The sequence below is a fragment of the Mesorhizobium sp. M7A.F.Ca.ET.027.02.1.1 genome, from assembly GCF_004022985.1.
GTDB lineage: Bacteria > Pseudomonadota > Alphaproteobacteria > Rhizobiales > Rhizobiaceae > Mesorhizobium.
This window is the reverse complement of record NZ_RZOL01000011.1, coordinates 17,922-41,025: the sequence shown is the minus strand read 5'-3', so window position 1 is coordinate 41,025 and position 23,104 is coordinate 17,922. Positions and strand designations below refer to the sequence as shown.

General features: G+C 61.4%; 19 protein-coding genes, 4 pseudogenes and 1 riboswitch. Of the genes and pseudogenes, 6 read left to right on the top strand and 17 right to left on the bottom strand.

The annotated features are described in order from the left end of the window. Positions 1–377: HRDC domain-containing protein (locus EN749_RS02925; protein ID WP_189367333.1), on the top strand; the 377-nt coding region annotated here is incomplete at its 5' end. Positions 378–757: 380 nt separating this feature from the next. On the opposite strand, the gene EN749_RS02915 is transcribed toward EN749_RS02925, so the two are convergent. Further along, positions 758–1,654 (bottom strand): LysR family transcriptional regulator, encoded by an 897-nt coding sequence (locus tag EN749_RS02915; protein ID WP_128362530.1) that lies wholly within the window; start codon positions 1,652–1,654, stop codon positions 758–760. Between the two features lie 276 nt (positions 1,655–1,930). Here EN749_RS02915 and EN749_RS02910 point away from each other — a divergent pair, with 276 nt between their 5' ends. Together EN749_RS02910 and EN749_RS02905 are read left to right on the top strand one after the other, a co-directional pair. Next, a complete protein-coding gene (locus EN749_RS02910; protein ID WP_128362529.1) occupies positions 1,931–2,665 on the top strand; it encodes an SDR family oxidoreductase in 735 nt (244 codons plus the stop codon). 73 nt (positions 2,666–2,738) lie between these two features. Continuing rightward, positions 2,739–3,338, top strand: coding sequence for an NADPH-dependent F420 reductase (locus EN749_RS02905; RefSeq protein WP_128362528.1), 600 nt, complete (start codon positions 2,739–2,741; stop codon positions 3,336–3,338). 95 nt (positions 3,339–3,433) lie between these two features. Here EN749_RS02905 and EN749_RS02900 read toward each other — a convergent pair whose 3' ends face one another. The 4 genes from EN749_RS02900 to EN749_RS02895 all read right to left on the bottom strand — a co-directional run bounded on the left by EN749_RS02900 (position 3,434) and on the right by EN749_RS02895 (position 8,227). Beyond that, a complete protein-coding gene (locus EN749_RS02900; RefSeq protein ID WP_189367330.1) occupies positions 3,434–3,727 on the bottom strand; it encodes a hypothetical protein in 294 nt (97 codons plus the stop codon). Positions 3,728–4,433: 706 nt separating this feature from the next. Continuing rightward, a complete protein-coding gene (locus EN749_RS38585; RefSeq protein ID WP_245454879.1) occupies positions 4,434–4,895 on the bottom strand; it encodes a hypothetical protein in 462 nt (153 codons plus the stop codon). Next, positions 4,864–5,817: a shikimate kinase gene (locus tag EN749_RS39400; RefSeq protein ID WP_245467324.1), complete on the bottom strand. Its 954-nt coding sequence runs from the start codon at positions 5,815–5,817 to the stop codon at positions 4,864–4,866. The genes EN749_RS38585 and EN749_RS39400 overlap by 32 nt, the downstream gene beginning before the upstream one ends. After that, positions 5,756–8,227: a hypothetical protein gene (locus EN749_RS02895; RefSeq protein ID WP_245455307.1), complete on the bottom strand. Its 2,472-nt coding sequence runs from the start codon at positions 8,225–8,227 to the stop codon at positions 5,756–5,758. The genes EN749_RS39400 and EN749_RS02895 overlap by 62 nt, the downstream gene beginning before the upstream one ends. A 422-nt stretch (positions 8,228–8,649) precedes the next feature. On the opposite strand from EN749_RS02895, the pseudogene EN749_RS02890 reads away from it, so the two are divergent. Then, a pseudogene (locus EN749_RS02890) lies at positions 8,650–11,151 on the top strand (diguanylate cyclase). A gap of 393 nt (positions 11,152–11,544) precedes the next feature. On the opposite strand, the pseudogene EN749_RS37580 reads toward EN749_RS02890, so the two are convergent. Continuing rightward, positions 11,545–12,058: pseudogene (locus EN749_RS37580) on the bottom strand (transposase); the annotation flags it as partial. A gap of 122 nt (positions 12,059–12,180) precedes the next feature. Here EN749_RS37580 and EN749_RS02875 point away from each other — a divergent pair. Together EN749_RS02875 and EN749_RS02870 are read left to right on the top strand one after the other, a co-directional pair. Then, positions 12,181–12,393, top strand: a complete 213-nt coding sequence (locus EN749_RS02875; RefSeq protein WP_126057615.1) for a hypothetical protein — start codon at positions 12,181–12,183, stop codon at positions 12,391–12,393. Then, positions 12,293–12,575 (top strand): annotated as a pseudogene (locus EN749_RS02870) (transposase); the annotation flags it as partial. The gene EN749_RS02875 and the pseudogene EN749_RS02870, both read left to right, overlap by 101 nt. A gap of 298 nt (positions 12,576–12,873) precedes the next feature. On the opposite strand, the pseudogene EN749_RS02865 reads toward EN749_RS02870, so the two are convergent. The 11 genes and pseudogenes from EN749_RS02865 to EN749_RS39540 all read right to left on the bottom strand — a co-directional run. Beyond that, a pseudogene (locus tag EN749_RS02865) lies at positions 12,874–13,656 on the bottom strand (sensor histidine kinase); the annotation flags it as partial. 29 nt (positions 13,657–13,685) lie between these two features. Continuing rightward, a complete protein-coding gene (locus tag EN749_RS02860) occupies positions 13,686–14,318 on the bottom strand; it encodes an Hsp20/alpha crystallin family protein (RefSeq protein ID WP_126057616.1) in 633 nt (210 codons plus the stop codon). Positions 14,319–14,849: 531 nt separating this feature from the next. Beyond that, a complete protein-coding gene (locus EN749_RS02855; protein WP_245454712.1) occupies positions 14,850–15,074 on the bottom strand; it encodes a DUF982 domain-containing protein in 225 nt (74 codons plus the stop codon). Positions 15,075–15,701: 627 nt separating this feature from the next. Next, on the bottom strand, positions 15,702–16,517 hold the full coding sequence (locus EN749_RS02845; protein WP_126057617.1) for a hydroxymethylpyrimidine/phosphomethylpyrimidine kinase: 816 nt from the start codon (positions 16,515–16,517) through the stop codon (positions 15,702–15,704). Next, positions 16,508–17,113 carry a thiamine phosphate synthase gene (locus EN749_RS02840; RefSeq protein WP_126057618.1) on the bottom strand — a complete coding sequence of 202 codons (606 nt, stop codon included), beginning with the start codon at positions 17,111–17,113 and terminating at the stop codon, positions 16,508–16,510. Before EN749_RS02840 ends, EN749_RS02845 begins: the two co-directional genes overlap by 10 nt. Next, on the bottom strand, positions 17,110–17,883 hold the full coding sequence (locus tag EN749_RS02835; protein WP_126057619.1) for a thiazole synthase: 774 nt from the start codon (positions 17,881–17,883) through the stop codon (positions 17,110–17,112). Before EN749_RS02835 ends, EN749_RS02840 begins: the two co-directional genes overlap by 4 nt. Before the next feature lies 1 nt (position 17,884). Next, the gene (gene thiS / locus EN749_RS02830) at positions 17,885–18,082 is read right to left on the bottom strand and encodes a sulfur carrier protein ThiS (protein ID WP_126057620.1); all 198 of its coding nucleotides are present in this window, start codon (positions 18,080–18,082) and stop codon (positions 17,885–17,887) included. Continuing rightward, positions 18,051–19,052, bottom strand: a complete 1,002-nt coding sequence (gene thiO, locus EN749_RS02825; RefSeq protein WP_126057621.1) for a glycine oxidase ThiO — start codon at positions 19,050–19,052, stop codon at positions 18,051–18,053. Before thiO ends, thiS begins: the two co-directional genes overlap by 32 nt. Further along, a complete protein-coding gene (thiC, locus tag EN749_RS02820; protein WP_126063809.1) occupies positions 19,049–20,884 on the bottom strand; it encodes a phosphomethylpyrimidine synthase ThiC in 1,836 nt (611 codons plus the stop codon). Before thiC ends, thiO begins: the two co-directional genes overlap by 4 nt. 103 nt (positions 20,885–20,987) lie before the next feature. Then, positions 20,988–21,104, bottom strand: a riboswitch (TPP riboswitch). Positions 21,105–21,225: 121 nt separating this feature from the next. Next, positions 21,226–21,453, bottom strand: a complete 228-nt coding sequence (locus tag EN749_RS02815) for a hypothetical protein (protein ID WP_245454713.1) — start codon at positions 21,451–21,453, stop codon at positions 21,226–21,228. Positions 21,454–22,115: 662 nt separating this feature from the next. Beyond that, on the bottom strand, positions 22,116–22,577 hold the full coding sequence (locus EN749_RS39540) for a hypothetical protein (RefSeq protein ID WP_306283303.1): 462 nt from the start codon (positions 22,575–22,577) through the stop codon (positions 22,116–22,118). Positions 22,578–23,104 lie beyond the last annotated feature (527 nt).

Here is a 23,104-nt window from a genome sequence, read left to right as displayed (position 1 = left end):
CCGGTCATGGCGGCCTCGCTATCGCCGAAAAAGGCCATGCGCTTGGCCGTGGCGAGATGCCGTTCCACTATCGTGTCGAGGTGCGCAGCCGCGCCTTGCGCGGCAAGACGCGCTCCGGGCAGGATTTCGGGCAATCGGATGTGGACACCGGGCTGCTGGCCGCGCTGAAGACCTTGCGACTGCGGCTCGCCAAGGAGCGTCAGGTGCCGGCCTATGTGGTGTTTTCCGATCGCACCCTGATCGACATGGCCGAGCGCCGCCCGCACGACCTCGACGCCTTCGCTGAAGTGAATGGGGTTGGGGCGGCAAAGCTGAAGGAGTTCGGCCAGGTTTTTCTGAGTGCGATTGCCGAGCATCAATCCGATGGCTCGGCCTGAGGTCAGATCAGCGACTGGTCACGCGCTCTGAAGCATAGGGATCTTCGGAGAAGGCATCCGTTCCGAGAGCTTCTGTTCCGTCGCCGCCCATTCCTACATCGCCCATGCCGCCCTTGGAGTCCGATCAGTTCAATGTTCTCTGGCCGGCGAGTCGTCAGATCACCCCCAAACTGAGGGCCTTCGTCGACTTCATGGCTGAGCATCTGCAACCGCAATAGGTGCCGCCTACCCGAGTCGGATCCACCCGATTGACTGGCGAACCTCGGAAAGGCCCGGATCGCGGAAGGGGGCGGGCCGCGCTATCGACCCAGGTCCGACGCCGGGATGTCCGCTTGCAGGCACCTGTCCACCGCAAGCGTGGCAGGCGACCCGCCCGGGCGTCAGTCGCGCGATATGGACAGTCCCGTGAGAAGCGGAGCGTAGGCGGCGAGGCTGCGGGATATGAACTCCGTGAAGAGCCGCACGCGCTTCGTCTTGCGTGTCTCCCCCTGGGTGAGAAGCCAGAGCGTTCCGTACATGTGCAGGTCGGTGCCTGGCACCCTCACCAGCAGGGGGTCGGCATCTCCGACGAAGCACGGCAGTGTCGTGATCCCGAGACCTTGCCGTACGGCAACGATCTGCGCCTCGGCGTCCGTGGTCCTGAACGGCACCCCCGTGGTGCGAACCTCACCCGCGCTGGCCCATTCCGGAATCCCATGAGCGCTTATGACGATCCACCGGATGGGATCAGCTGCGCCCGCACGCCACGCGGCGAGGCGATCGCGGGACATGTAGACGCCGCCGAACACCTCCGGTCCCTTCAGGCCGTGAAGATTGAGCGGCAGGGTTTTGCGGTCGTAGACGACGCGGATCGCGACATCGGCGTCTCGGTTGGTCAGATTTGCCAGCTCGCCGGACGACAGGATTTCCATCTCGATGTCGCGATGCAGGTGCGCGAAATCGGCGAAGTCCGGCATGAGCAGGTGTGTCGCGAGGGGCGGTGCCAGCGTCACCCGCAGAAGCCCGCGCACGCCCTGGTCGCGCCCGAAGACTCGCGTCTCCAGCTGGTGCGACGACGCTTCCATCTGGTTCGCAAGCTCGAGGACCTCCTCGCCCGCAGCCGTCAGACGGTAGCCCGAGGGCAGCTTTTCGAACATCTGCGCCCCGAGGCGTTCCTCGAGCTGGGCGATGCGTCGCAGTACGGTCGAGTGATTCACCCCGAGCTGCGCGCCGGCAGCCCGCACCGAGCCTCCGCGTGCGACGGCTAGAAAGTAGCGAACGTCATCCCAGTCGATCATGGTGCAATCCGGCACCGCGCGGTGCGCCTTCCAAAGCCTGTATCTAGCACATCCTACTGCAGTAGGGGGCGGGACATCACGGCTTATGTCGACAGGGGCGGCGCAATTCCGAATGGCGGACACGGATGGTCGCGGCTGGCGTCAGCCCTGAAAGCGGATCGATTTTGCACCACCGATGTGCGCGCTTCCGCACTCACCACCTGACCCCGACAGGCCCATCTAGAGGTTCTCGGGGCATCCCCGAACCACCAAAGACAGAACCTGGAAGGATAAATCATGGGCAAGCTAGACGGTAAGGTTGCGGTTATAACGGGCGGCGCCACCGGCATCGGCCGCGCCGCAGCGAAGCGCTTCATCGAGGAGGGCGCCTTCGTCTTCATCTTCGGCCGCCGGCAGGAAGCGCTAGACGCCGCGGTGGCCGAACTCGGGCCCAATGCCCGCGCGGTGAAGGGCTCGGTCTCGGATGAGGCCGACCTCGATCGGCTCTACGCGGCGGTGAAGGCCGAGCGCGGAACCCTCGACATCATCTTCGCCAACGCCGGGGTGGGAAGCCTGCTTCCGCTCGGCAAGCTCACCGCCGAGCACATTGACGAAACCTTCAACACCAATGTGAAGGGTACGATCTTCACGGTCCAGAAGGCGCTGCCGCTGATGGGCGAGGGCGGTTCGATTATCCTGACCGGATCGAGCGCCGGCACCACGGGCGCGCCCGCATTCAGCGCCTATAGCGCGAGCAAGGCGGCCGTGCGCAACCTCGCGCGGACCTGGGCGGAAGACTTGAAAGGCACCGGCATCCGGGTAAACGTGCTGTCGCCCGGGCCGACGGCGACCGAACTCGCGAAGGCAGCGATAGGCGAGGAGGGCTTGAAGATCTTCGCCTCGATGAATCCGCTTCAGCGGATGGCCGATCCAGCGGAGATCGGGGCGGCGGCTGCGTTTCTCGCGTCGCCCGACAGCAGCTTCATGACCGCCAGCGAGGTCGCCGTCGACGGGGGCTTGGCGCAAATCTGACCCGCTCGCCCCGCCGTTCATTCCATTCGATATCCCGAGCCCGCAGGGCCTGGTAAACTGAAGGAGAATATACATGAGCTATGCAATTATCGGCTTCGGCAAGATCGGCCAGGCTCTTGCCAAGGCGTTTGCCCGCACCGGCATCGAAGTGTCCGTGGCAACCACGCGCGACCCGGAAAGCTTTGCATCAGCCGCGGCCGCGATCGGACCCACGATCATCCCGAAAACGCTGGCGGACGCGGTCAAGGCGGACATCATCTTTTTGGCTGTCCGCTTTGAATCGCACCCAGATGTCGCGAAGGCGCTGTCAAGCTGGGAAGGCAAGACGATCATCGACGCGACGAACGTGTTTCCAGTCCCCGAAGAACTGGACGGTCTGCCGTCCTCCGCCTTCGTCGCAAAGGCGTTCACCGGCGCCAAGCTCGTCAAAGGCTTCAATCACCTGATTGCGGCCACCCTGGCTGCCGATCCGATCGTCGAGGGCGGCCACCGGGTCGTCTTTCTTTCGAGCGACGACGAGGACGCGATCGCTCCCGTGGCGGCCTTGGCCAAACAACTCGGGTTCGCACCGGTCAAGCTGGGGAAGCTCAACGAGGGCGGCGCACTGGTGCACGCACGCGGCCGCACTTGGGGCCAGCTGATCTTCCAGGATCTGTTCAAGAGGGAGCAATAACGGATTTACCGTGCGCCGTCAGAGTGGCCGGTGTTCGACGCCGGCCACATCGTCAGCATCGAGCCGAGCGCGCAAATCGACGCGCTTGAAAGCGGCTACATCTGCCTGGGATCCTTCGGCCGGCAGGTGCCTGCCGCCCATGAATCGTAGTTGCAATAGCTGATGTCCCAGCCGGCATCGCGTCTTTTGGAAGTTACCTCACGACCGCCCGCGCGGATGGGTCCGAAGCCACCCCAACTGCCATCCGAGCCCTTGTAATTTCCCATGACGCGATAATTGCAGTTGTTTACGACGAAGTTGCCGTCCATCGACACGCATGCCGATGCGGCAGTGGAAAGACCGAAGAAGGCCGTGCCGGCGACTGTGATGGCGAGAGAGGCTTTGCGCATAGTGGTCTCCTAACTGGCTGGGCGAACCAACCATTACGAGATCTCGGGCCGGGCCTCTTCCCCCATTTGGGCTAAACCGGCTGGCAAATTCACAGCGGCATGGCTGCGCTTGCGGACAGAAAGCCATGTGCGGAGATGCCGAATGGACCTGCCCATCGCCGAAGCTTTACGGCTCTCCGCGAAGGCCAGAGTGTCCCGGCTCGGGCGGCTCTGTCATGTTGGCTGGGCGATATGCGGCAGGCGGCTAGCGGCCCGGGAGATGTCAGGTTCTGGACTAAATGGCGGAGAGGGAGGGATTCGGTTTCACGCCTATCCTGCTGAAAATGCTAATCTTTTCGCGCTTTTTGTTACGCAGTTTGTTACACTGCTACAACTGCGATTTACAATCGCTCTTTTGAGCTCGCCTGCCCAATCCATCTTATCTGTCGAAACCGACGCAATGGCGCGGCGGTGGATTGGGTCACTCTGTCATAGTATCCGCGCTTCATTAAGTTGACGATGCCGTTTAGACTCGGAGCTGATCCTTTCCGGTCGATCACCAGGATTTGGCGCGCGACCCGGCACCGGCGGTTCGTCTTTGTACGTTTGTGTCATCCAGGCCGGATCAACTCGGCCATCAGGCTTCTCACGACTTATGCATGCGTTTCCCACTTTTATTAGCATTCGGTGCGAACCCGCACCCTGCACCAAACCTGCGACGCCTAAGCTATCGTCCTCGACTTGAGCGTTCCCTGCTTCTCGTGGAAGACGCTAAATTCGCTCGTGCGTTATTGCCGGCCAGCAAAGGCTGCGGGTCGGCGGTGAGGGTGTCGAGGAGCGGCGGCCGTTCCCTTTCACTCAATAGTGCCGCCGGCGCCTGGATGGTTTCCACGACGCCGCCCCCGCAATCGTAGCCGTTGTGATGATCATCGTGCATGCGCTGAGCTGTTGGGGACATGCTGATGGCGGTGCCGGAAGCACCGGAGACATGTGATATCTCGGCAGCGGGCAGAGCGGCTTCTCTGTCGCTGCACAGGAAAGCGTAGAGTTCCTTCACGCAAATGCGGGCGTCCTTCTTGTCTTTTTGAAAGGGCGGGACGAGGGGCAACCTGATATCGGCCTTTTGGTAGAACGGACTGCGCTCTTCGTACAGCTGGTCAACCTTCTGCTCGATGTCGGCGCCTTGCAGCAGCGGCCGGCTGGTGTCCCTCTCGAGGCGCCTGCGGAGCTCTTTCAGCTCGGGTGTCGAGCCAGATCGACCTCGCCTTATTAAGAATCAGGGCTTGATTGGACTCCTTGCCAAAGCAGCCGCCGCCGGTTGCGATGACGATGGGGCCTCTCTCCAGCTGCTTGGCGAGCTCTTTGGTCTCCAGGTCCCTGAAGTGCGCCTCGCCACGGCCAGGGTCGGCGAACATCTCCATCAGATTGCCGTGATCGGCGACGATATGCTTATCGATGTCGACAAACTCCACCCCCAACTCCTTGGCAAGCTGGGCGCCGATGGTCGACTTGCCGCTCGCCGGCATGCCGACGAGCACGACCGGCCGCGTACCGAGGGCCGCGAGGATCTCGCCGGCTTGCGGCGAGCGAGCGACCGCAATCTGTTGTCTTGCGACGATGGGCGACCTGGAGGTCCCTGCCGCCCTCGACCTGCTTTCTCCTGACGAGTCCCAGTGTAATATCTCCCAGGCACCACGGGGAATGGGGACTAGCTGTGAGCTCTGCGCGCGGTGCGCGAGCTCGGCCCGATAACTGGCCGGCGTAGGGAACTCGACCTCGAAGCGATAGTTCTGCGCGGTTCTGAACGCCGTGTGAACGCCGCGTAACCGCGGCCTGTCCATCCTGATGACCCAGTTGGTGGTCTCGACCTCGCTGCAGTCCCGCTCCTCGAAGGCCAGTGCCGCCTTCCTGAAGGCGCGCGTAAAAGCCTCGTCCGGGATCTCGAAGACATGGCGCACGGCATTGGTGACCAGTTGGGCCTCCGGCGCCGTGCTCACGCTCTGGCCGGTCAACTCGTCGGCTATCCAGACCTGCCCGCCCGACCGTTGGTCAAGATGCGGCACCTTCACCTCGATGCCGTCCTGCCGCAAAAGCTCGGCAACCGCATGCACAATTTTTGGTAATCGCGCTTTCTTGCGCTTCGGCGGGGGCGGCTTCGAGCCTGGCCCGCTCAAGGGCCTGTTCGCTGCTCAGCGTTATCGTGCTGGCGCGGTCGTCTTCGGCCGAGATTGCTAAGGCGCTGAGCAGAATGCGCTTTTCGACGGCGAGTCTGATCGAGGCCTCCATGACCGATGCCGCCAGCGTGGGGTTGTCCTTCAGATCCGCCAGGCTGCCATCGACGTCGAACCGGCCCTGGTGGAGCTTTGCCGCCTGCGCCTTGACATATGGCGCCGACTTGAAGCCCGGCCTCTGCTCCAAGAGCCGCTGCAATTCGGTGGTTTTTTGCATGAACACCCGCGCACCGGTATCGGACTTGTAGGCGTCAGTGCCGACCTTGATGCCGACGCTCAACAGATTGATGGCGCTTTCATGCAGCTTGACTTCCGACTGCTCATGAGCCGGCTCGCTATTGAGCTGCAGGTTCCAGTCCTGGAGCTCGGCCACTAACAACGCGGCCAGTTCGCAGGCCACCGGATGCCTGGCGGCCTTGCTGTCTTCCCTCGCCCTGGCGATGAGCTCATGGAGGGCCTGGCCATCCGGCCGATCTTCCTGCAACAGTGCGCGGATGTCGGCCTTGAGCTCATTATGAATGCCCTCGTAGGTGCCGAAGATGGCACGCTCGGCAAACCAGCGTTGCGCCTCCAGCGGCTGCGCCAGCACGTTGCGCTGCAGGCAGCTGTAGGTCTCCAGCACCAGCCCGGTGGCCGACAGGATCTGCTTGGACCGGGTGAACTGGTAGCCGCTTTTCTCAATGGCCGGCGTGTGCGACTTCGGCGGCTTCATCGAGGCGATGCCGCGCGCCTGCAGCTGCGCGTCGAACTGGCGCACATGCTCGTAAAGGCGAGGCTGGTCGCCAATGATGACGACGGTGTCGCCATCAAAATCGCCGTCGAGCATTTTTTGTTCGACGCTTGGAACCGCAACCAAAGAGCCGGGCGCGAACACCTCCGTCGCCTGCAGGATGCCGACGCACTCGAGCGCGGTGTCGGCCTTGACCCGGTCCTTTTCCTCCAGCCAGTACGAATGGCACTTTACGTCCTCGGCAGACATCACGACCCCGCGCTCGGCGAAGTCCGCCGGCCACATTTCGTCGGGCACAACGATCAAGATGCCTTTGGCAAAGAAGGTCGGATCGTCGGCGGCAAGCCCAGCCCCCGACCTGTGCGCGAAGTTGAAGCTATATTGGAAGGCCACGCACCGATCCAGGAACGCCGCGGTCCGGTCGCCATCGCGCGCCGACCTGACCCGGTCGGCGGCGAACGGGCGCAGGTTGGGCTTGTCATAGGGGGAGCGTCCGACAAGCACGCCAGCGTCACGGGTCAAGGTCTTGCTCTTGCCCGTCGGCACATGCAGGCATTCGTCGCTGGACGGCACGGCGATAGCGCTCGAACCCTCGATATGCCCGCCCGTGACCGTCCGGAACAGCTCCTCGGCGGTGAGGCTTTGATGGGTTTCGAGCCAAGCCTGAGCCTTCTCGCGGGTCTCCTGTGCTACCTCGACGCTACGCGGATAATGTTGCAGCGCCGAGGGCGGTACCGCCGATTGCCTTTTATCGGCATAGGCAGGCATCCGCTCGGGAGCGTCGTGGCGAGCCCGGGCAATGGACGGCATGCGCTCGGCCAGTGAGGCCCTAATGAAGCCGCAGCCGTCATGCGGCCGCAAGGCGATCTCGCCGTCTCGCCCCTCGAACCGGAAGGGATGCACTGCGCCTGCGGGATGGTCGGGCAGAAGGGACAGCTTGAAGCACCCTTCCAGCGCATAATCATGGGGGCCAATGTCGGGGATGCCCGGCGGCGCGGCAAATCCGCGGCGCTGGGTATAGTAATAGGCTTCCTTGAACGGCGCCCAGGCCCGCGACAGCTGCTCAAAGGCCGTACCCGGAGCCGTCTCGGCATAGGGGATCGCCAAAAGCTTGCCGCTTGGGGCCTCTGCGGCCGTGAAAGGCAGGTGAGAGGCAAGCTGGTTCAGGCTCTTTTGCGGCGGCTTCAGTTTGCTGCCGCCGAACAGGTCCATGCGGTAGGGCACGCCCTCCACGGTGAACGTGCGTGTCAGCATGGCTCCAGTCGGAGTTCCCTTTAGCTGCACCGCCACCACCTTCACCGCGCCCGAGGTCAAGCGGTGGAAAATGGAATAGCGCAACTCGGCTTCGCTGGCCAGCGGCCGGCCTTGCATGTCGACCACCGGCAGCCGCATCAGTCCGGCATCGCCTTGCGGCGGTCTCGGCTCGTGGTCCATGGCCTGAAGGACCCGATGGACATCGAAGCTGGAGGCTGCATGCTGGGCCTGGATCATCGATGCGTTCTGCGCCATGAAGGTGTCGAGCGCTTCGAGCGGCTCCTTCGCCTCGATCTCGGCGATCACGCTCGAGTTCGCGCACCGCCTCGGCGCGCGCCGCGGCGCTCCTTCCTCGGCTGATGAACACTGCCGATCATAGATTCGACTGCCAGCCTCAAAGCCCCATCGTCGTGCATAATATGGGCTGGCCTCGCTACATTCGAAGGGGATCGAAGGCCGATCCCACGGTGCGGTGAAAGAAGCTGCAAGCGGCTTCCAAGACTAGGTGCGAGCACCTCGATCTCATTGTAGGCCCGTCATCGGATCATATGGAAATCGGTGAGCTTCATCCGCCGGCCTTTTACAACGTGGTTTGGTCGATCCTCTAGGGGATTACGCAGTCTTAAGCCAGCATTAATACCTTAGACGCGACACTAGGAATACTTTTACTATTCGCTAAAGCTCGATGCTATTTGACGAGGACTGGTCTTGCGTTTGCAGTTTTCTAGATGAGAGGGCTAAAGGACATTAGCGTCGGGACCAAGCTCTCGTTGGGCTTTGGGCTGGCGCTGCTGTGCGTCGTGGCCGTGGGAGTATTTGGGGTCGCGCAACTGCGATCACTCAACAAGGTCACGAGCGAGATCACCAGCGTTTGGTTGCCCCAGGTCCAGATCGTCGGCGAGATGAAGCGCAACCTCGCGGAACACCAGCTCTATGCGACGTTGCGCGTGCGCACTGCCGAGGCTGCGCAGATAGCCGGCATTGAGAAGGAGATGGCGAGGGAAAGCGACGAAATACTGCAAGGTCGGCGCGCCTATCGCCGGAGTGCCGGATCGCTGGCCGAGCAGCAGCTGTTCGACCAGTTCGTCAACCTATGGACGGCCTACGAAGATTCCCTGACATCGATTTTCCCGCTCCTCGAAACAGGAGGGCGAACAATGGCTGTCAAGGAGTTCGAGACGGTATCGCTCCCGACCGTTGCCGCCGCCACGCAGCGATTGGACGACCTGCTGGCCCTCACCAACGAGCGCAGCACGGCCGCGGCGGTGATGGCGGACAGGACCTACACCGTTGCGCAAAGATTGACTTGGCTGGCAGTTCTTTTTGCCGCCGGGTGTCTTGGTGGGCTTGTCGCCTGGATACGCCACAATGTCAGCAAGCCGATCCTCGCCGTGACCGAGGCGATGCGTTGCTTGGCGCAGGGCGAGCGCCGTTCGAGTCTCATTGCGCTGAAAAGGGATCGGCAGGACGAGGTTGGAGTGCTGTTCTCGGCCTTTGCCGGCTACCGGGCCAGCCTGGAGCGCAGCGATGCCTTGGCCCGAGAAGCCGAGCTGGAGCGGCAGCAATTGGCCGCGGCCGCCGCCAATATGCCCGTAGGGCTTTGCATGTTCGATGCGGAGAGGCGGCTGGTTCTGTGCAACCAAAGCTACGCCGATCTCTACCATGTGCCGGAGCCCCTGACTCGTCCCGGCACGCCGTGGATCGATTTGATGCGGTTCCGGATCGCGGCGGGCCTCTATGCCGGCCATGACCCGGAAAAGTATGTGCAGCAGCTGACGGAGACCATCGATCGCGCAGAGCGGACGGTGAGCCTGGTGGAACTCAGGGACGGACGCACCATCGACCTCATCCATCAGCCACTGCCGGGCGGCGGGTGGCTTGCCACTCACCATGACGTGACCGACTTGCGGCGGAGCGAAGCCAAGATTTCATACATGGCGCGCCACGACGGACTTACCGAGCTTCCAAATCGCATATTGTTCCGCGAACGCGCCGAGGAGGCTTTGGTCGAGATGCGGCGTGATGGTAGCAAGATTGCTTTCCACTGCCTCGATCTCGATCATTTCAAGATGGTCAACGACACGCTGGGGCACCCGGTTGGCGACGCCTTGCTGAAGGAGGTCGCCGCCAGACTGAAACAGGTGGCCCGTGAAGGCGACACCGTGGCAAGGCTCGGCGGCGATGAGTTCGTGATCATTCAAACCGCGGTTGATCAGCCGGTCGAGGCGACAGCTCTTGCCCAACGGGTCATTGATGGGCTGAGCGCACCTTATGTCGTCGATGGCCACGGGGTTATGATCAGCGCCAGCATCGGCATCTCGATCGCGCCGGACGATGGCATTGACGCCGACCAACTTCTCAAGACCGGCGACATGGCGCTCTACCGGGCGAAGGCGGAAGGCCGCGGAACCTACAGGTTCTTCGAACCGGAAATGGATGCGCGCATGCAGGCGCGGCGGTTTCTCGAACTCGACCTGCGCGAAGCGGTGGTGCGGCAGCAGTTCGAAATCTACTACCAACCGCTCCTCAATCTCGACCGCGGCGAGGTCAGCTGCTTCGAGGCGCTGCTGCGCTGGCATCACCCGACGCGCGGCATCGTATCCCCGGGAGAATTCATCCCGCTGGCCGAGGACATCGGCCTCATCGTCCCGATCGGTGAATGGGTTATCAAGCAAGCCTGTCTCGACGCGGCAAGCTGGCCCGGTAGCATCAAGGTCGCCGTCAATCTGTGCCCGGCGCAATTTCGCAACGCGCGCTTGCTCTCCACCATCGTCGAGGCATTGGATATCTCGGGACTGCCCCAGCCGGCTTGAGCTTGAGATCACCGAGACAGTGCTGCTGGCCAACAGCCAGGCGACTCTCTCGATGCTGCAACATATCCACATGCTCGGCGTTCATATCGCGATGGACGACTTCGGAACCGGATATTCGAGCTTGAGCTATCTGCGCTCGTTCCCATTCGACAAGATCAAGATCGATCAATCCTTCATCACGGACGCCGGAGATATCGACAGTTCCGTCGCCATCATTCGAGCGGTCACGAGCCTCGGCAACAGCCTCGGGATGCAGACCACCGCCGAGGGCGTCGAGACCGTGGAGCAGCTGGAACGGGTCCGAAGAGAAGGCTGCACCGAGGCGCAGGGCTTCCTGCTCAGCCGCCCGCTGCCCGCGCGGGACATCCCCGCGATGCTGGAGCGGACCCGCGCCGTGGTGGCGGGCGAGATCATTGAGACCGAACCCGAAACGTCAGGCGAGCGAGACACGGACAAGCCGGGCAGGCGTCGCAGTAGGGCGTCTGTCCCCGCCTAACCGGGATGCAAGCGAAAAACAGTGCCAACGAACATGAGTTTGCCGGCCTAGTTCAGGCCGCCACTCGGATCATGTCGATAGCGGGTGTGTAGGTCGGCGCGGCTCGAAATTAGGTGTGCTGAGCGCCGGTCAAAGTGGGATTAGCTTGTCATATCGATTATGGGATCCAGGTTGAACCCGACTTGCAGGACTCTGCTCGTAACCGAGCAGATCAACCTCACATTCGGTCGCTGCTCTTCACGGCTGCACCAACATCCCGCCTACGGCCGCTGGGCTCGGGCGACGAGACCATTCTGAGTGAGCGGCGTTTTATATACCCGTTCGGTCGTCAGTACCTTGCGTTCACGACAGATACGCCGGCGATCCTCCTGCTCCGGTGTTGGCTCTTTGACCATTGCACATATGCGCGGTTCGCCTCGCTTGAAGGCAAGGAGAGACGAGCGTTTCACCATCGATCTTATCGGTTTTGGCTCGGCGACTGCGACGAGACACTGCGATAGAAGCGGGATCAACGACGTAGCTCTCGATCCCCGCCTTGCTCAGAACCCGATGGATCCAGGAGCCATCGAGCCCGGCTTCCTGGATAGCGACGACGGGGAAGTCTGGCCCCATGCGTGCTCTTGCCTTCTCTCGCACGCTATCGAAGCGACGGAACAAGGCGGATAAATCACCACTGGGGACACTGTGTTTCGACAACTTCTCGCCGCCACCTGGCGACAACGACGAGATCAGCCAGGTTGAACGGCTGAGCTCCAGCGATACGAAGATTGCGCCCAGACCAGTCCGGATAGCAGTCAGAGTTTCGGATCGGTCGGCCACTACATGCATGGTGTTCCTCCGCGGGGTGTTTGTTAGCAGCGTCACTCTGCCAGAGCACGCGCCGCTATCCATCCGTCGCCATGGGATCTGGTGATTGTTCATGTCGCCGATTCCCGCGAAGGAACGCCACCATGACCAAGATTGAAAGTAAGACCGCCAGCGCTGCCGTCAAAGACATTCTGCTTTCAGACCCGGACGGACTTCACGAAATGATCCGTGCGGTGATGCAGGAGGTGCTCGAGGCCGAGATGGACGACGGTGGAGGAGACCATCGAGCGCACGCTGACCTTCTTTTGCCTGCCGCGCCAGCATCACAAGCATCTCAAGAGCACCAACATGCTTGAACGGCTCAATGAGGAAATCCGCCGGCGCACCTATGTCGTGCGCATCTTCCCCAACGCCGAAAGCTGCCTGCGCCTCGTCAGGGCGCCGGCTGTCGAAACCAACGAAAACTGGATGGAGGCCCTACATCAACATTGACGACCTGCGCGAGCACAAGAAGCTCGCTCTACGCCAAGCCGCATGACCAGCATCGTGGCCGCCCCATTTTGCAGAACTTGACGCACACAACCGCCACTTCGAGTTTACCGACCGCACCGAGTCATCCACGCAAAGACCTGCGCAGCGTCAGCTTCAGAGCTTGGTCCCACCGGCTGAACGCCAAAAAAGCGGATCTTGGCCATCGGAAGCGCCCTCAACCGACTGAGAGGTTTCGGCTTATGCGATGCGACTGGCAGTCCTGCGCTCCGGGGACAAGGCCGTGGCGGCAGAAGATCCCCTGGACATCAGGCGATGTCCGGAAGGCAGCATCGTAGTAACGGTTTTTACGCCGCTCGCGGCACGCGCGAGGTGAACGTCGCCCGGGTGACCGACACGCTGGTGCCGTCAATATCGCTGATAATCTCCACCCTGGCCTCCAGTTGTTTCACCAGTGCTTCGACGATGGCTGTTCCAAGTCCGGTAGCCGGTACGTCGTTGGCGATCTTGCCGACGCCATTGTCCGAAACCGTCAGTTTCCAGTCACTGCCCGCGGTCTCGTAGCTCACCTGGATGCGAGCGCCGGTTCTCTTCTTGGGGAAAGCATATTTGATGGCGTTGAGCACGAGTTCGGTGACAATTAGTCCCAGACTGACTGCCCTTTGCGAATCTATCCTGCCGCCTTCGGCCATTACGGTGACCGTGATCGGCTGGGCTTCGCCGACCATCGACGAGGCGAGGCTGCTGCACAATTTCGGTAGGTAAGAGCCGACATCGATCTCGTCGACGCCGGCGGAGGTGTGGAGATGGCGTTGCACCTCGGCCACGGACAGAACGCGCTGATGGGCGTCCTTGAGATGCTGGCGCGTCTCTTCCGACGTCACCGAGCGTGCCTTCAGCAACAGGATCGAGGCAATGATCTGCAGGCTGTTGGCAACCCGATGCTCCATCTCGCGCAGCAGGACGTCTTTCTGCCGAAGCAGGTCTTCGGTGCGACCGAGCAGTTCTTCCTTCTCCCGCTCGATGATACGACGGGCCGTTATGTCATTGAAGGCGAGAAGGATGGTGATGGCCGAACTATGGTCGTAAAGCACCTTGCGGGCATTGAGCAGCATGGTGCGACGGCCGATCCGCGTTCCTGAGCCATGCTTGCCTCCCTCTATCCCTTGATCTGGATCTTCTTCGGCCGATCCGCCTCCGGCCGGTGCAACTCGACTTCGAGCAGCCCGTTGGCGAAACGCGCCTCGACCCGTTCCGGGTCGACGCGGAATGGCAATTGCACTGTCCGGGAGAAGGTCCCATAGGCGCGCTCACGGCGGTGCCAGACGGATTTCTCGTCCTCCGTTCGAGGCTCGCGCGTTCCCTTCAATGTCAGAATGTTCTCGCGCACCGTGAGGCCGATTTCGTCAGGTGATATCCCCGGCAGTTCCGCGGCCACCGCCACGCTGTCCTCGCCAGTCCAAAGATTGATCGGCGGAAACTCCTGAGCGGCGCTGGCGGTCAGCCCGGCCAAACGCTGGTTTACTTCCTGTTGCATGCGCCGCATTTCCACAAACGGATCGAACCCGATGCGGCCGAAATCCGACAAAAGCATGTACATCCTCCTATGATTCACGACCTTGCATGATTGCCACGCGCGACACGTGCGTGCGCACCGGAAGCGGAATCGATCGATGGCAACAGGAGGGGCGATCAGCACAGAGACCGAGCGGCCCGATCGCGCAACCTCGCAGAATGCGAGAAAGAGGGGTTCGGGCAGACGCCGGAACACATCCTCCTTGCGAAGCGACATGAACCGAACTCGATCCACCGTAGGGCCGGACCGTCATTCCCGTGCCAGGACCCGATAGCGGCATCCGGCTTTATCATTAGGTGGCCCCAAATGGCCTTTCACGAGGTGATCTTTGACATTCCACCAGTCACCTCTTCGGCAACAGCGGGGTCCCTTCGAATCCGTAGCCACGTTGCCTCTAGTCGCTGATTTGGCTTCCCTTTGCGCAACTGTCGGGATCGACGAAGCGTCCCGAATTGCACCGCGGTTCGATCAACTGATCGCAGGCGACGCGCCGCATCGTCATGGTAGCTGACGAATGAATCGGCATGACACGTCGCAGTGACCGAGACATCAAGCCAGCACCTATGTCGGCTTGCCGCAAGTCAAAAGAATCCAGCCCTGCGTGCCGCGTTCGCTGACCTTCGCCAGTGACGCCATTTGCATTTCGGCCGGACAGATGGGCACAGACATGTGCAATTCCCGCATCGCCCATTATTGGAACTCACAAGGCGGCGTTCTTTCCGTCTTGGCGAGCAGCGGGCCAACGCGTTACCGGCGGTGATCTTCCTGCAGCTTTAAATCAGTCGCCACCAACGACGAAATCAGATTTGGCCAGCACGCCGGCAATCCTGGCAAATCCCACAATGCTTGCCGCGCCTGCTCGGGTGTCATCTGTCCGGCGATCGCTGCGTTGCTGCTTCTCACCGCGCAACTGAATACCGGTCCCCGACGCGCTTTTGGCCACTGATTCAGGAATACGAGCGCTTCGCGCACTGTGTTGATGTCGTGACGACGTCGTTGGTCTTAACCTGGACCGGCGATAGGAAAGCCAGACCGGTTATTCTTACCTCCCTGCGATCGCACGCTGGATCTTTCATTCGGTGGTTGGTTGCGTGACAGGTTTCGAACGTTAGGTCTTGTTTTCTCTGGAAGATCGGGCTGTACGACATAATCCAAATGTTGCGACGCAGCGAAGGCTTCTGCTGGTTCCCGAGTTGAAAAAGCCAGTTGCACCTGGATGAGTGTGTCGCCGCCACCCAATAGCCCATCAGATGTTCAATGGCAGGCGGCGTCCGACGCTCGAACAGCAAGCGCCACGGCCGGCGGGTAGCCGATGCCACAGCTTTGGAGCTGCCCCGGATACTATTATAAGACCGATTGACGCGGGGCTCGACGCGTTTGCGGCAAATAAGCTCGAGTGTGGACAGAGATGTGACGTTCTATTGAGTCGCTGACCCAATCGGTAGCGACCTGGTGATCCACGCAACCAATTCCGGTCGTTTCTGTCACTAAGAACTCGATATTCGCTATTTGCACCTCGAAAGTCGCATAATTGGCAGTGAGAAACTCAACGCGTTGTGAGGATGGCATAGAGAAGCAGTAGCCCCTTCTCTAGTCTCGCTACGGGAAAAATTCTGGAAAATGGGTCTGCTTGGCTGGACGCAGAACGCTGTGGTTATTCAGCCGGCATTTCTGAAGCCTCTCCAAGACAAACAGCTTGCCTTCGCGCACGCTGTCTTCGAGCGGCTTCGGCTTCGCCAGATGCGCCGCAATCGCGCTGGCCAGCATGCAACCTGTCCCGCGCATCGATGTGGCAAGGCGCGGTGCATCGAAGCGGATGGGTTCGTGCCCGGAGCGTAACAGAATATCGGTCGACCGGGTTCCCGACGCATGCCCACCCTTGATCAGCAGGGCTTGAGGGCCGGCGGCCAGCAGTCTTTTTCCTTGTTGGAGCGCTCCGTCCTCATCCACTGCCAGTTCGGAGCCACTAAGGAGCGCCAGTTCAGGGAGGTTGGGCGTGACAATGCAGCAAAGCGGCATAAGATCGCGCTTCATGGCAGCGATAGCGCCTGCTTGCAGAAGTGCGCGGCCTGAGGTGGAGGCCAGCACAGGGTCGAGTACTGCGGGGACATGCGGAAATTTGCGCAGCACTGCGGCAACGGCAACAATGATCTTGGCAGTCGCCAGCATGCCGATCTTGATTGTGGCCACGTCGTTGGCCTGCAGCGCGGCGCACATCTGATTGGCCACCAGGCTAGGTGGCGAATAATAGATTTCGATCACGGCGTCATGCGTTTGCACCGTTAGCGCTGTGACGGCGAGACAGGTGCGCACGCCAATGGCAGAGATCGTCTCGATATCGCGTGCAATTCCAGCACCGCCACTGGAGTCCGATCCACCGACGACAAGCACATGTGGTTCTCGCCTCAGCGCCATTGGTCCGTCTTTTCGATCCATTCTCGCGTGCGCGCCTCGGGGTCGTCGTTGAGCGTGATGTCGGTCACCACCGCCGCGCTGTCCGCGCCAGCCGCAAAGACACCGTCGAGCCGCTCAGGGTTGAGGCCACCAATGGCGACCAATTGAAACGGCGCGACCTGGCGCTTCCATTCGCTGATCCGTTCGACCCCTTGCGGCGCCCATTTCATCTTCTTCAGGATGGTCGGATAGATGGGTCCAAGCGCTATGTAGTCAGGCTCGGCGGCCATCGCCGTTTCCAGCTCCTGATGATCATGTGTGCTCAGTCCGAGCCTTACGCCGGCTGCCCGTATCGCCAAGAGGTCAGCGGTCTGCAAATCCTCCTGGCCGAGATGTATGAAGTCGCAGCCTTCCTCGATTGCCAGGCGCCAGTGGTCGTTGACGATGAGTTGGCACTGGTATCGAGCACACAAGGCCTTCGCGGTGCGGATCTCCGCGCGCAACCCAGCCTCATCCACGGTCTTGATGCGCAGTTGCAGAAGCCGGACTCCGAGTGGGACCAGCCGTTCGATCCAGGCAGCGCTGTCGACGATCAGATAAAAGGGATCGAGCTTCATGAAAAAACGGCCCTGCCGACCATCGGTGTCGATGGCACGGCGACGTCGCGCGGTTCGAGCATTCCCGAACTGAACGCCTCACGACCGGCGTCGACCGCCTTACCGAAAGCACGCGCCATGCCGACCGGATATGCCGCCTTGGCGACCGCTGTGTTCAGGAGCACGGCGTCAAAGCCGAGTTCCATGACGGTGGCCGCGTGCGACGGCCGTCCGAGCCCCGCATCCACAATCAGCGGGACGCCAGGGAAATATCCGCGCATCGAGCGCAGCGCCGTCATGTTGACCGGTCCCAAGGCGGAACCGATCGGTGCGCACCACGGCATCAGGACCTTGCAGCCCGTTTCCAGCAGCCGCTCGGCGACAACGAGATCGTCGGTGGTATAGGGGAATACCGCAAAGCCGTCCTCGCACAGGATGCGGGCGGCTTCAACCAGACCGAACACATCCGGCTGTAGCGTGTCGTGATTGCCGATCACTTCGAGCTTGATCCAGTTGGTGCCGAAGACCTCGCGCGCCATTTTCGCGGTGGTGACGGCTTCCTTGACGGAGAGGCAGCCGGCGGTATTGGGCAGGATTCTGGCGCCCAGCGAGCGGATCAACGACCAGAATTGTTCGCCGGCTCTACCGCCCGCCATCTCACGCCGCAACGAGACGGTCACCACCGACGTGCCCGACGCCTTGACTGCATCGGCAAGGATGGCCGGCGAAGGATATTGAGCGGTGCCGAGAAGCAGGCGCGACGAAAGCTCGGTTCCATAAAGCTCCAACATGCTAGCCGCCCTGCATGGGCGAGAGGATTTCGATCCGGTCGCCGTCGCTCAACTGGAACTCCGTGCGGTTGGCTTTGTGCACGAGGTCGCCGTTGACGGCGGTGGCGAGCCAATCGCCCTCATAGTCGAGCGCGGCAAGCAACTCGGCCAGCGTGGTGGCGGCAATCTCACGCGCCTCGCCGTTGACCATCAGTTTCATGAGCATGCTCCTTGGTTCTGTCTTGACTGAAAACCAGGCCGGCAGCCTGGCGCGCCATGGCGGGGGCGAGGAGAAAACCGTGACGATAAAGACCGTTGATCGCGATGATCTCACCGTCTGTTTCGACGCGTGGCAAATTGTCGGGAAATGCCGGACGGACACCCACACCGGTTTCAACGATCTCGGCCTCACCAAAGGCCGGATGGAGGGCATGGGCGGCGCCCAGCAGCTCCATCATGGAACGCGCCGTCACCGGTCCGGCGCTCTGGCTTTCAATCATCGTCGCTCCGATCATGAAACGGTGATCGGTGCGCGGCACGGCATAAAGCGGAAAGCGTGGATGAAGCAAACGGACCGGCCGCGACAGCGAGACATCAGGCGTGCGAAGGATCAGCATTTCGCCGCGAACACCGCGCAGCCTGTCATCGGCCGCTGCCATTCCCATGCAGTCTATCTGACGGGCGAAACCCGAAACAGGCCGGGCGTCGCAGCCGAAGTGGAATTTGACACCCATGGTCGCAAGGTTGTCATGAAGTGCCGCCATCGCCTGGCGTGGGTCGAGGTGAGCCTCGTTGGGGAAGAGCAATCCACGCCGGAAGCGGCCGGCGAGGTCGGGTTCCAGGAGCGCAATTTCGTTTTCATCGACGCGCCTATGCCCTGACGTGCGACTGGCGAACCGGTCAAGCTCACCGGCATCACGCGGCGCGGCCACGACCAATGTCCCGGCCCGTGTCACCTGACCCGACAGCACCGCATCCCACCAGTCGGCAGCGTCGCGTCCGAGATCCAGCACCGGCTGCTCCGCGCTTTCGCGCTCGCACCATGGCGCCAGCATGCCGCCGGCGAACCACGACGCGTTGCCGCCAAGGCCATGCCGCATCTCGGCGACTGTGACCGTCGCGCCGCGGGCGGCGAGTTCGAAAGCGACGGTGAGGCCGGCAACGCCGGCCCCTTTGACGAGCACCCTCATGATGGTTTGGGAGCCTCCGGCACGACCGGTACGCCAGTCTCGTCCGCCGGCATGTAGAGATCGCCGCCCTCCCGGTATTTTGCCGCCATTGCCGCCATGCCTTCCTTCTGAGCCTCGGCACGGATGTCGTGGGAAATGCGCATGGAGCAGAATTTCGGCCCGCACATCGAACAGAAATGTGCCAGCTTGTGCGCCTCCTTGGGCAAGGTCTGGTCGTGGAAGGACCGTGCGGTTTCGGGGTCGAGCGACAGGTTGAACTGGTCCTCCCAGCGGAACTCGAAGCGCGCGCGCGAAAGGGCATCATCCCTGGTTTTCGCTGCCGGATGGCCCTTCGCCAGATCGGCTGCATGGGCGGCTATCTTGTAAGTGATCACCCCAATCTTGACGTCGTTGCGGTCGGGAAGGCCGAGATGCTCTTTCGGCGTGACGTAGCAAAGCATTGCGGTGCCGAACCAGCCTATCATGGCGGCACCTATCCCTGAGGTGATGTGGTCATAGCCCGGCGCGATGTCGGTCGTCAGCGGCCCCAACGTGTAGAACGGCGCCTCACCGCACACTGCGAGCTGCTTGTCCATGTTCTGCCTGATCTTGTGCATGGGGACATGGCCCGGGCCTTCGATCATCACCTGGCAGTCCTTTGCCCAGGCAATCTTGGTGAGTTCTCCAAGTGTTTCCAGTTCGGCGAATTGCGCCGCGTCGTTCGCATCGGCGATTGAACCGGGACGAAGGCCGTCGCCGAGCGAGAAGGAAACGTCATAGGCTCTGGCGATGTCGCAGATCTCCTCGAAATGCTCGTAGAGGAAGCTCTCCCGGTGATGGTGCAGGCACCATTTGGCCATGATCGAGCCGCCGCGCGAGACGATGCCCGTGACCCGGTCGACGGTCAGCGGTATGTAGTGCAGCCGCACGCCGGCGTGGATGGTGAAATAGTCGACGCCTTGCTCGGCCTGCTCGATCAGCGTGTCGCGATAGACCTCCCAGTTGAGGTCCTCGGCGATGCCGCCGACCTTTTCGAGCGCCTGATAGAGCGGCACCGTGCCGATCGGCACCGGTGCATTGCGCACGATCCAGTCGCGGATGTTGTGGATGTTGCGGCCGGTCGACAGGTCCATCACCGTATCGGCGCCCCAGCGGATCGCCCACACCATCTTTTCGACCTCTTCGGCCATCGACGATGTGACAGCCGAGTTACCGATGTTGGCGTTGATCTTCACCAGGAAATTTCGCCCGATGATCATCGGTTCGCTCTCGGGATGATTGATGTTGGCGGGAATGATTGCGCGTCCGCGCGCCACCTCGTCGCGCACGAATTCGGGTGTGACGAAATCTGGGATCGCCGCGCCGAAGGCTTCGCCGTCGCGTTGCAGCTTGCCGCGCATCACCTCGCGGCCGAGATTCTCGCGGATGGCTACGAACTCCATTTCTGGCGTGATGATGCCGGCGCGCGCATAGGCAAGTTGGGTCACCGCCTTGCCCTGCTTGGCCTTGAGCGGCCGATTGCGTATCGGAAATTCCGGTGTCAGGCGCTCGCCGGTGGCGAATCCATTGTCTTCCGGCCGGACGTGGCGGCCGTCATAGGCTTCGACATCGCAACGCGCCGTGACCCATTCGTGGCGAAGCCGGGCAAGGCCTTTTTCGATGCTGGTTTGGACTGATGGATCGGTGTAGGGGCCGGACGGATCGTAGACGGTGACGGGCGGTTCGCCGGCCGTCGGATGGACGGAAATCTCGCGCATCGGCACCCTGATCTGCGGGTAGAGGACGCCGGGCTTGTGGATTTTCCGCGAGGCGGGCAGTGGTCCCGTCGACACGGCGGGGGTGAGGGCATTCATCGTGAGGCTCCTTTGCTCATGCATTGGAGACCCAGTTCTGTGCCGGAAGGATGAAAAGACGCTTCTGTAGACCTGCTGCAGCAGGACCTCGGGCGTAAACTCCCGCAAAGCGCTTGCACCGTCCCTACGCCAGTATGAACTGGATCAGGTTCAACGGGTCACTGCGCCGCGAAAGCCAGCAGTATCTCAGCCCCTTACCGGGACTCCCCTGGTGAATGCCTCAAGTTGAATGGGCCGGTGCTGCTTTGTCAAGCGCCTTCGGGCGCCTTCGGGCGCCTTCGGCCGGTGGCGACGTCCGGCGGCCGGCCGAGCGGAGAGCTCGCGCATGCATCGGGGACAAGTCACGCCCCGTAGACCAGGGCTGGAATGGCCAAAGTCTCATTCGCTTCGTGAAGGATGGAAAAACTGTATCGGCCATGTGCGTCGAGATCGACCGAGTAGCTCAGGCGGTCACGGATGTGGTTATCCTGGTCGAAGGCGACGATTTGCGGCTTCAGCGAGGTGATTTGCACCACGTCCAGGTAGATGGAGTTGCAGATATGATCTGGTCGTCGGGCTGGCAGGTGCAAGCGGCCGCTCTATTCAGGATGCGGCATCGGCGGCGTTCCCGATACCAATGATATCTTGCGGGCAACTTATGCAATCACCGGCTTCGTAAAACCCGACGGCGGCGGCCGTGTCCTGGCGCTGAGGATGTGCCGCTGTTCCAGCAGAGAAATCGCGTGGGCGCGGAGTTTTCGCTCTGCGAGGAAGAGTTGACGCAATCGTTTAGCTTGCTTGCAGTTCGTAGAGACCCGCCTTTGAAAGCAACTAAGCTATTGCATTGATATGTTGGTGCGCGATCGATCGCTACATAGCCGGCCGCCATTATCCGAGTATTGATCCGCCGGTGTTCGTGTTGCCGTATATGGCAATCCCTGCGAGATCGTCGCGGCCGGATCGGCCGCACCCTCTAGTCATAAAAGGGGAAGCGACCGAGAATTCCGCTGCCGAAAACTTCTCTGGCTTGGCTATGCATGCGGTAGATGAGATCGCCGCCTACCGCGACCTGGTCGAGGAAGGCATCGACGCCCAGTTCGGACAGCCTGGTTATCGCAATGCGTTAGCGGCTCAGACTTGCGGTCTCGAGAGCGGCCTTTGGGGGTCACCTCTTTTTTGTTTCAGAGGTTGGAAGACGGCTGCTCGTTACCCAATAGAAATGGCGACTACGGAACGCGATCGATCGCGGCCATCAGGAAACACCTGTCTTCGGCTCAACCTCGACATGGCGTCCGATCGACCGCAGATATACAGCTATCTCGTCCATGAGATGATCGCGTTCGCCGTAGATCTCAGCAATCCTGCGCAGCTGTGGCTCGACGGACCTCCGTTGCGCCGGCGTCAAATCAGCATCGCCAAAGACATATCCCAAGTTGCCAATCGCGCAAATGTTGCAGCCGGCCTCCACAACTGCTTGCACGAATGCCGGAATGTCTTTTTCTTGCATAGTCTTCATGTCGAACCTCTCGTGAATGGCGTGCTTGCGCGCCCATGCTGCCTTTTCAGCGTGTCCTCTGGGCGGCGCAAGCCTTGAGCGTAATTGTGCCGGGCAACCTCGACTATCCCGTCTGCCACGCTCTTTAGAGTCGGTGGGGTCTGGTGATTGCAGGCTGGGCCACTCAAAAGCCTGCAAGAAGAAAGTCATGGCGACCATTGCTCAAGATCGCGAGGGTGCGTGCAAGACCTTCCGTTGGCAGTCATGCACGCTCACCCAGCAACTGGGTATTGAGCAACTGGGTCTCACGTCGCGGGTCTCGTGTGCTTCACAGCCGAAAATAAGGTACCACCGTGGCTATTCTCAAGTGCAGGCTACCTCTTCAGGACACGGCGGAGTGCCTTCCGACGCACCCCTGGTGCAACGTGCGACCTAACGAGACACATCTCGTTCGCGTTCCCTCGACCTTTCTTCGTATTGCTGCTTGCCCTGCGATTTCAGGCCCTCTGCTAGCTTCTCGGCCGCTCTTTGGCCTGCAATGTCACTATTCAAGATCATATCCGACATCCCTGGATGGTCATAACCGTAATGCGCATGCAGTTTCCCTCACGAGCAGCGCCTATCCGTCGATTAGTTCGTCTTCCGGAACCCGAAGCCCTTTTTATCCGGCGTACCTATCCACCATTCAACCGGTATACCTTTCCCAACTTTGGCGGACCATTTACCTCAGGCATGATCATCTCGCG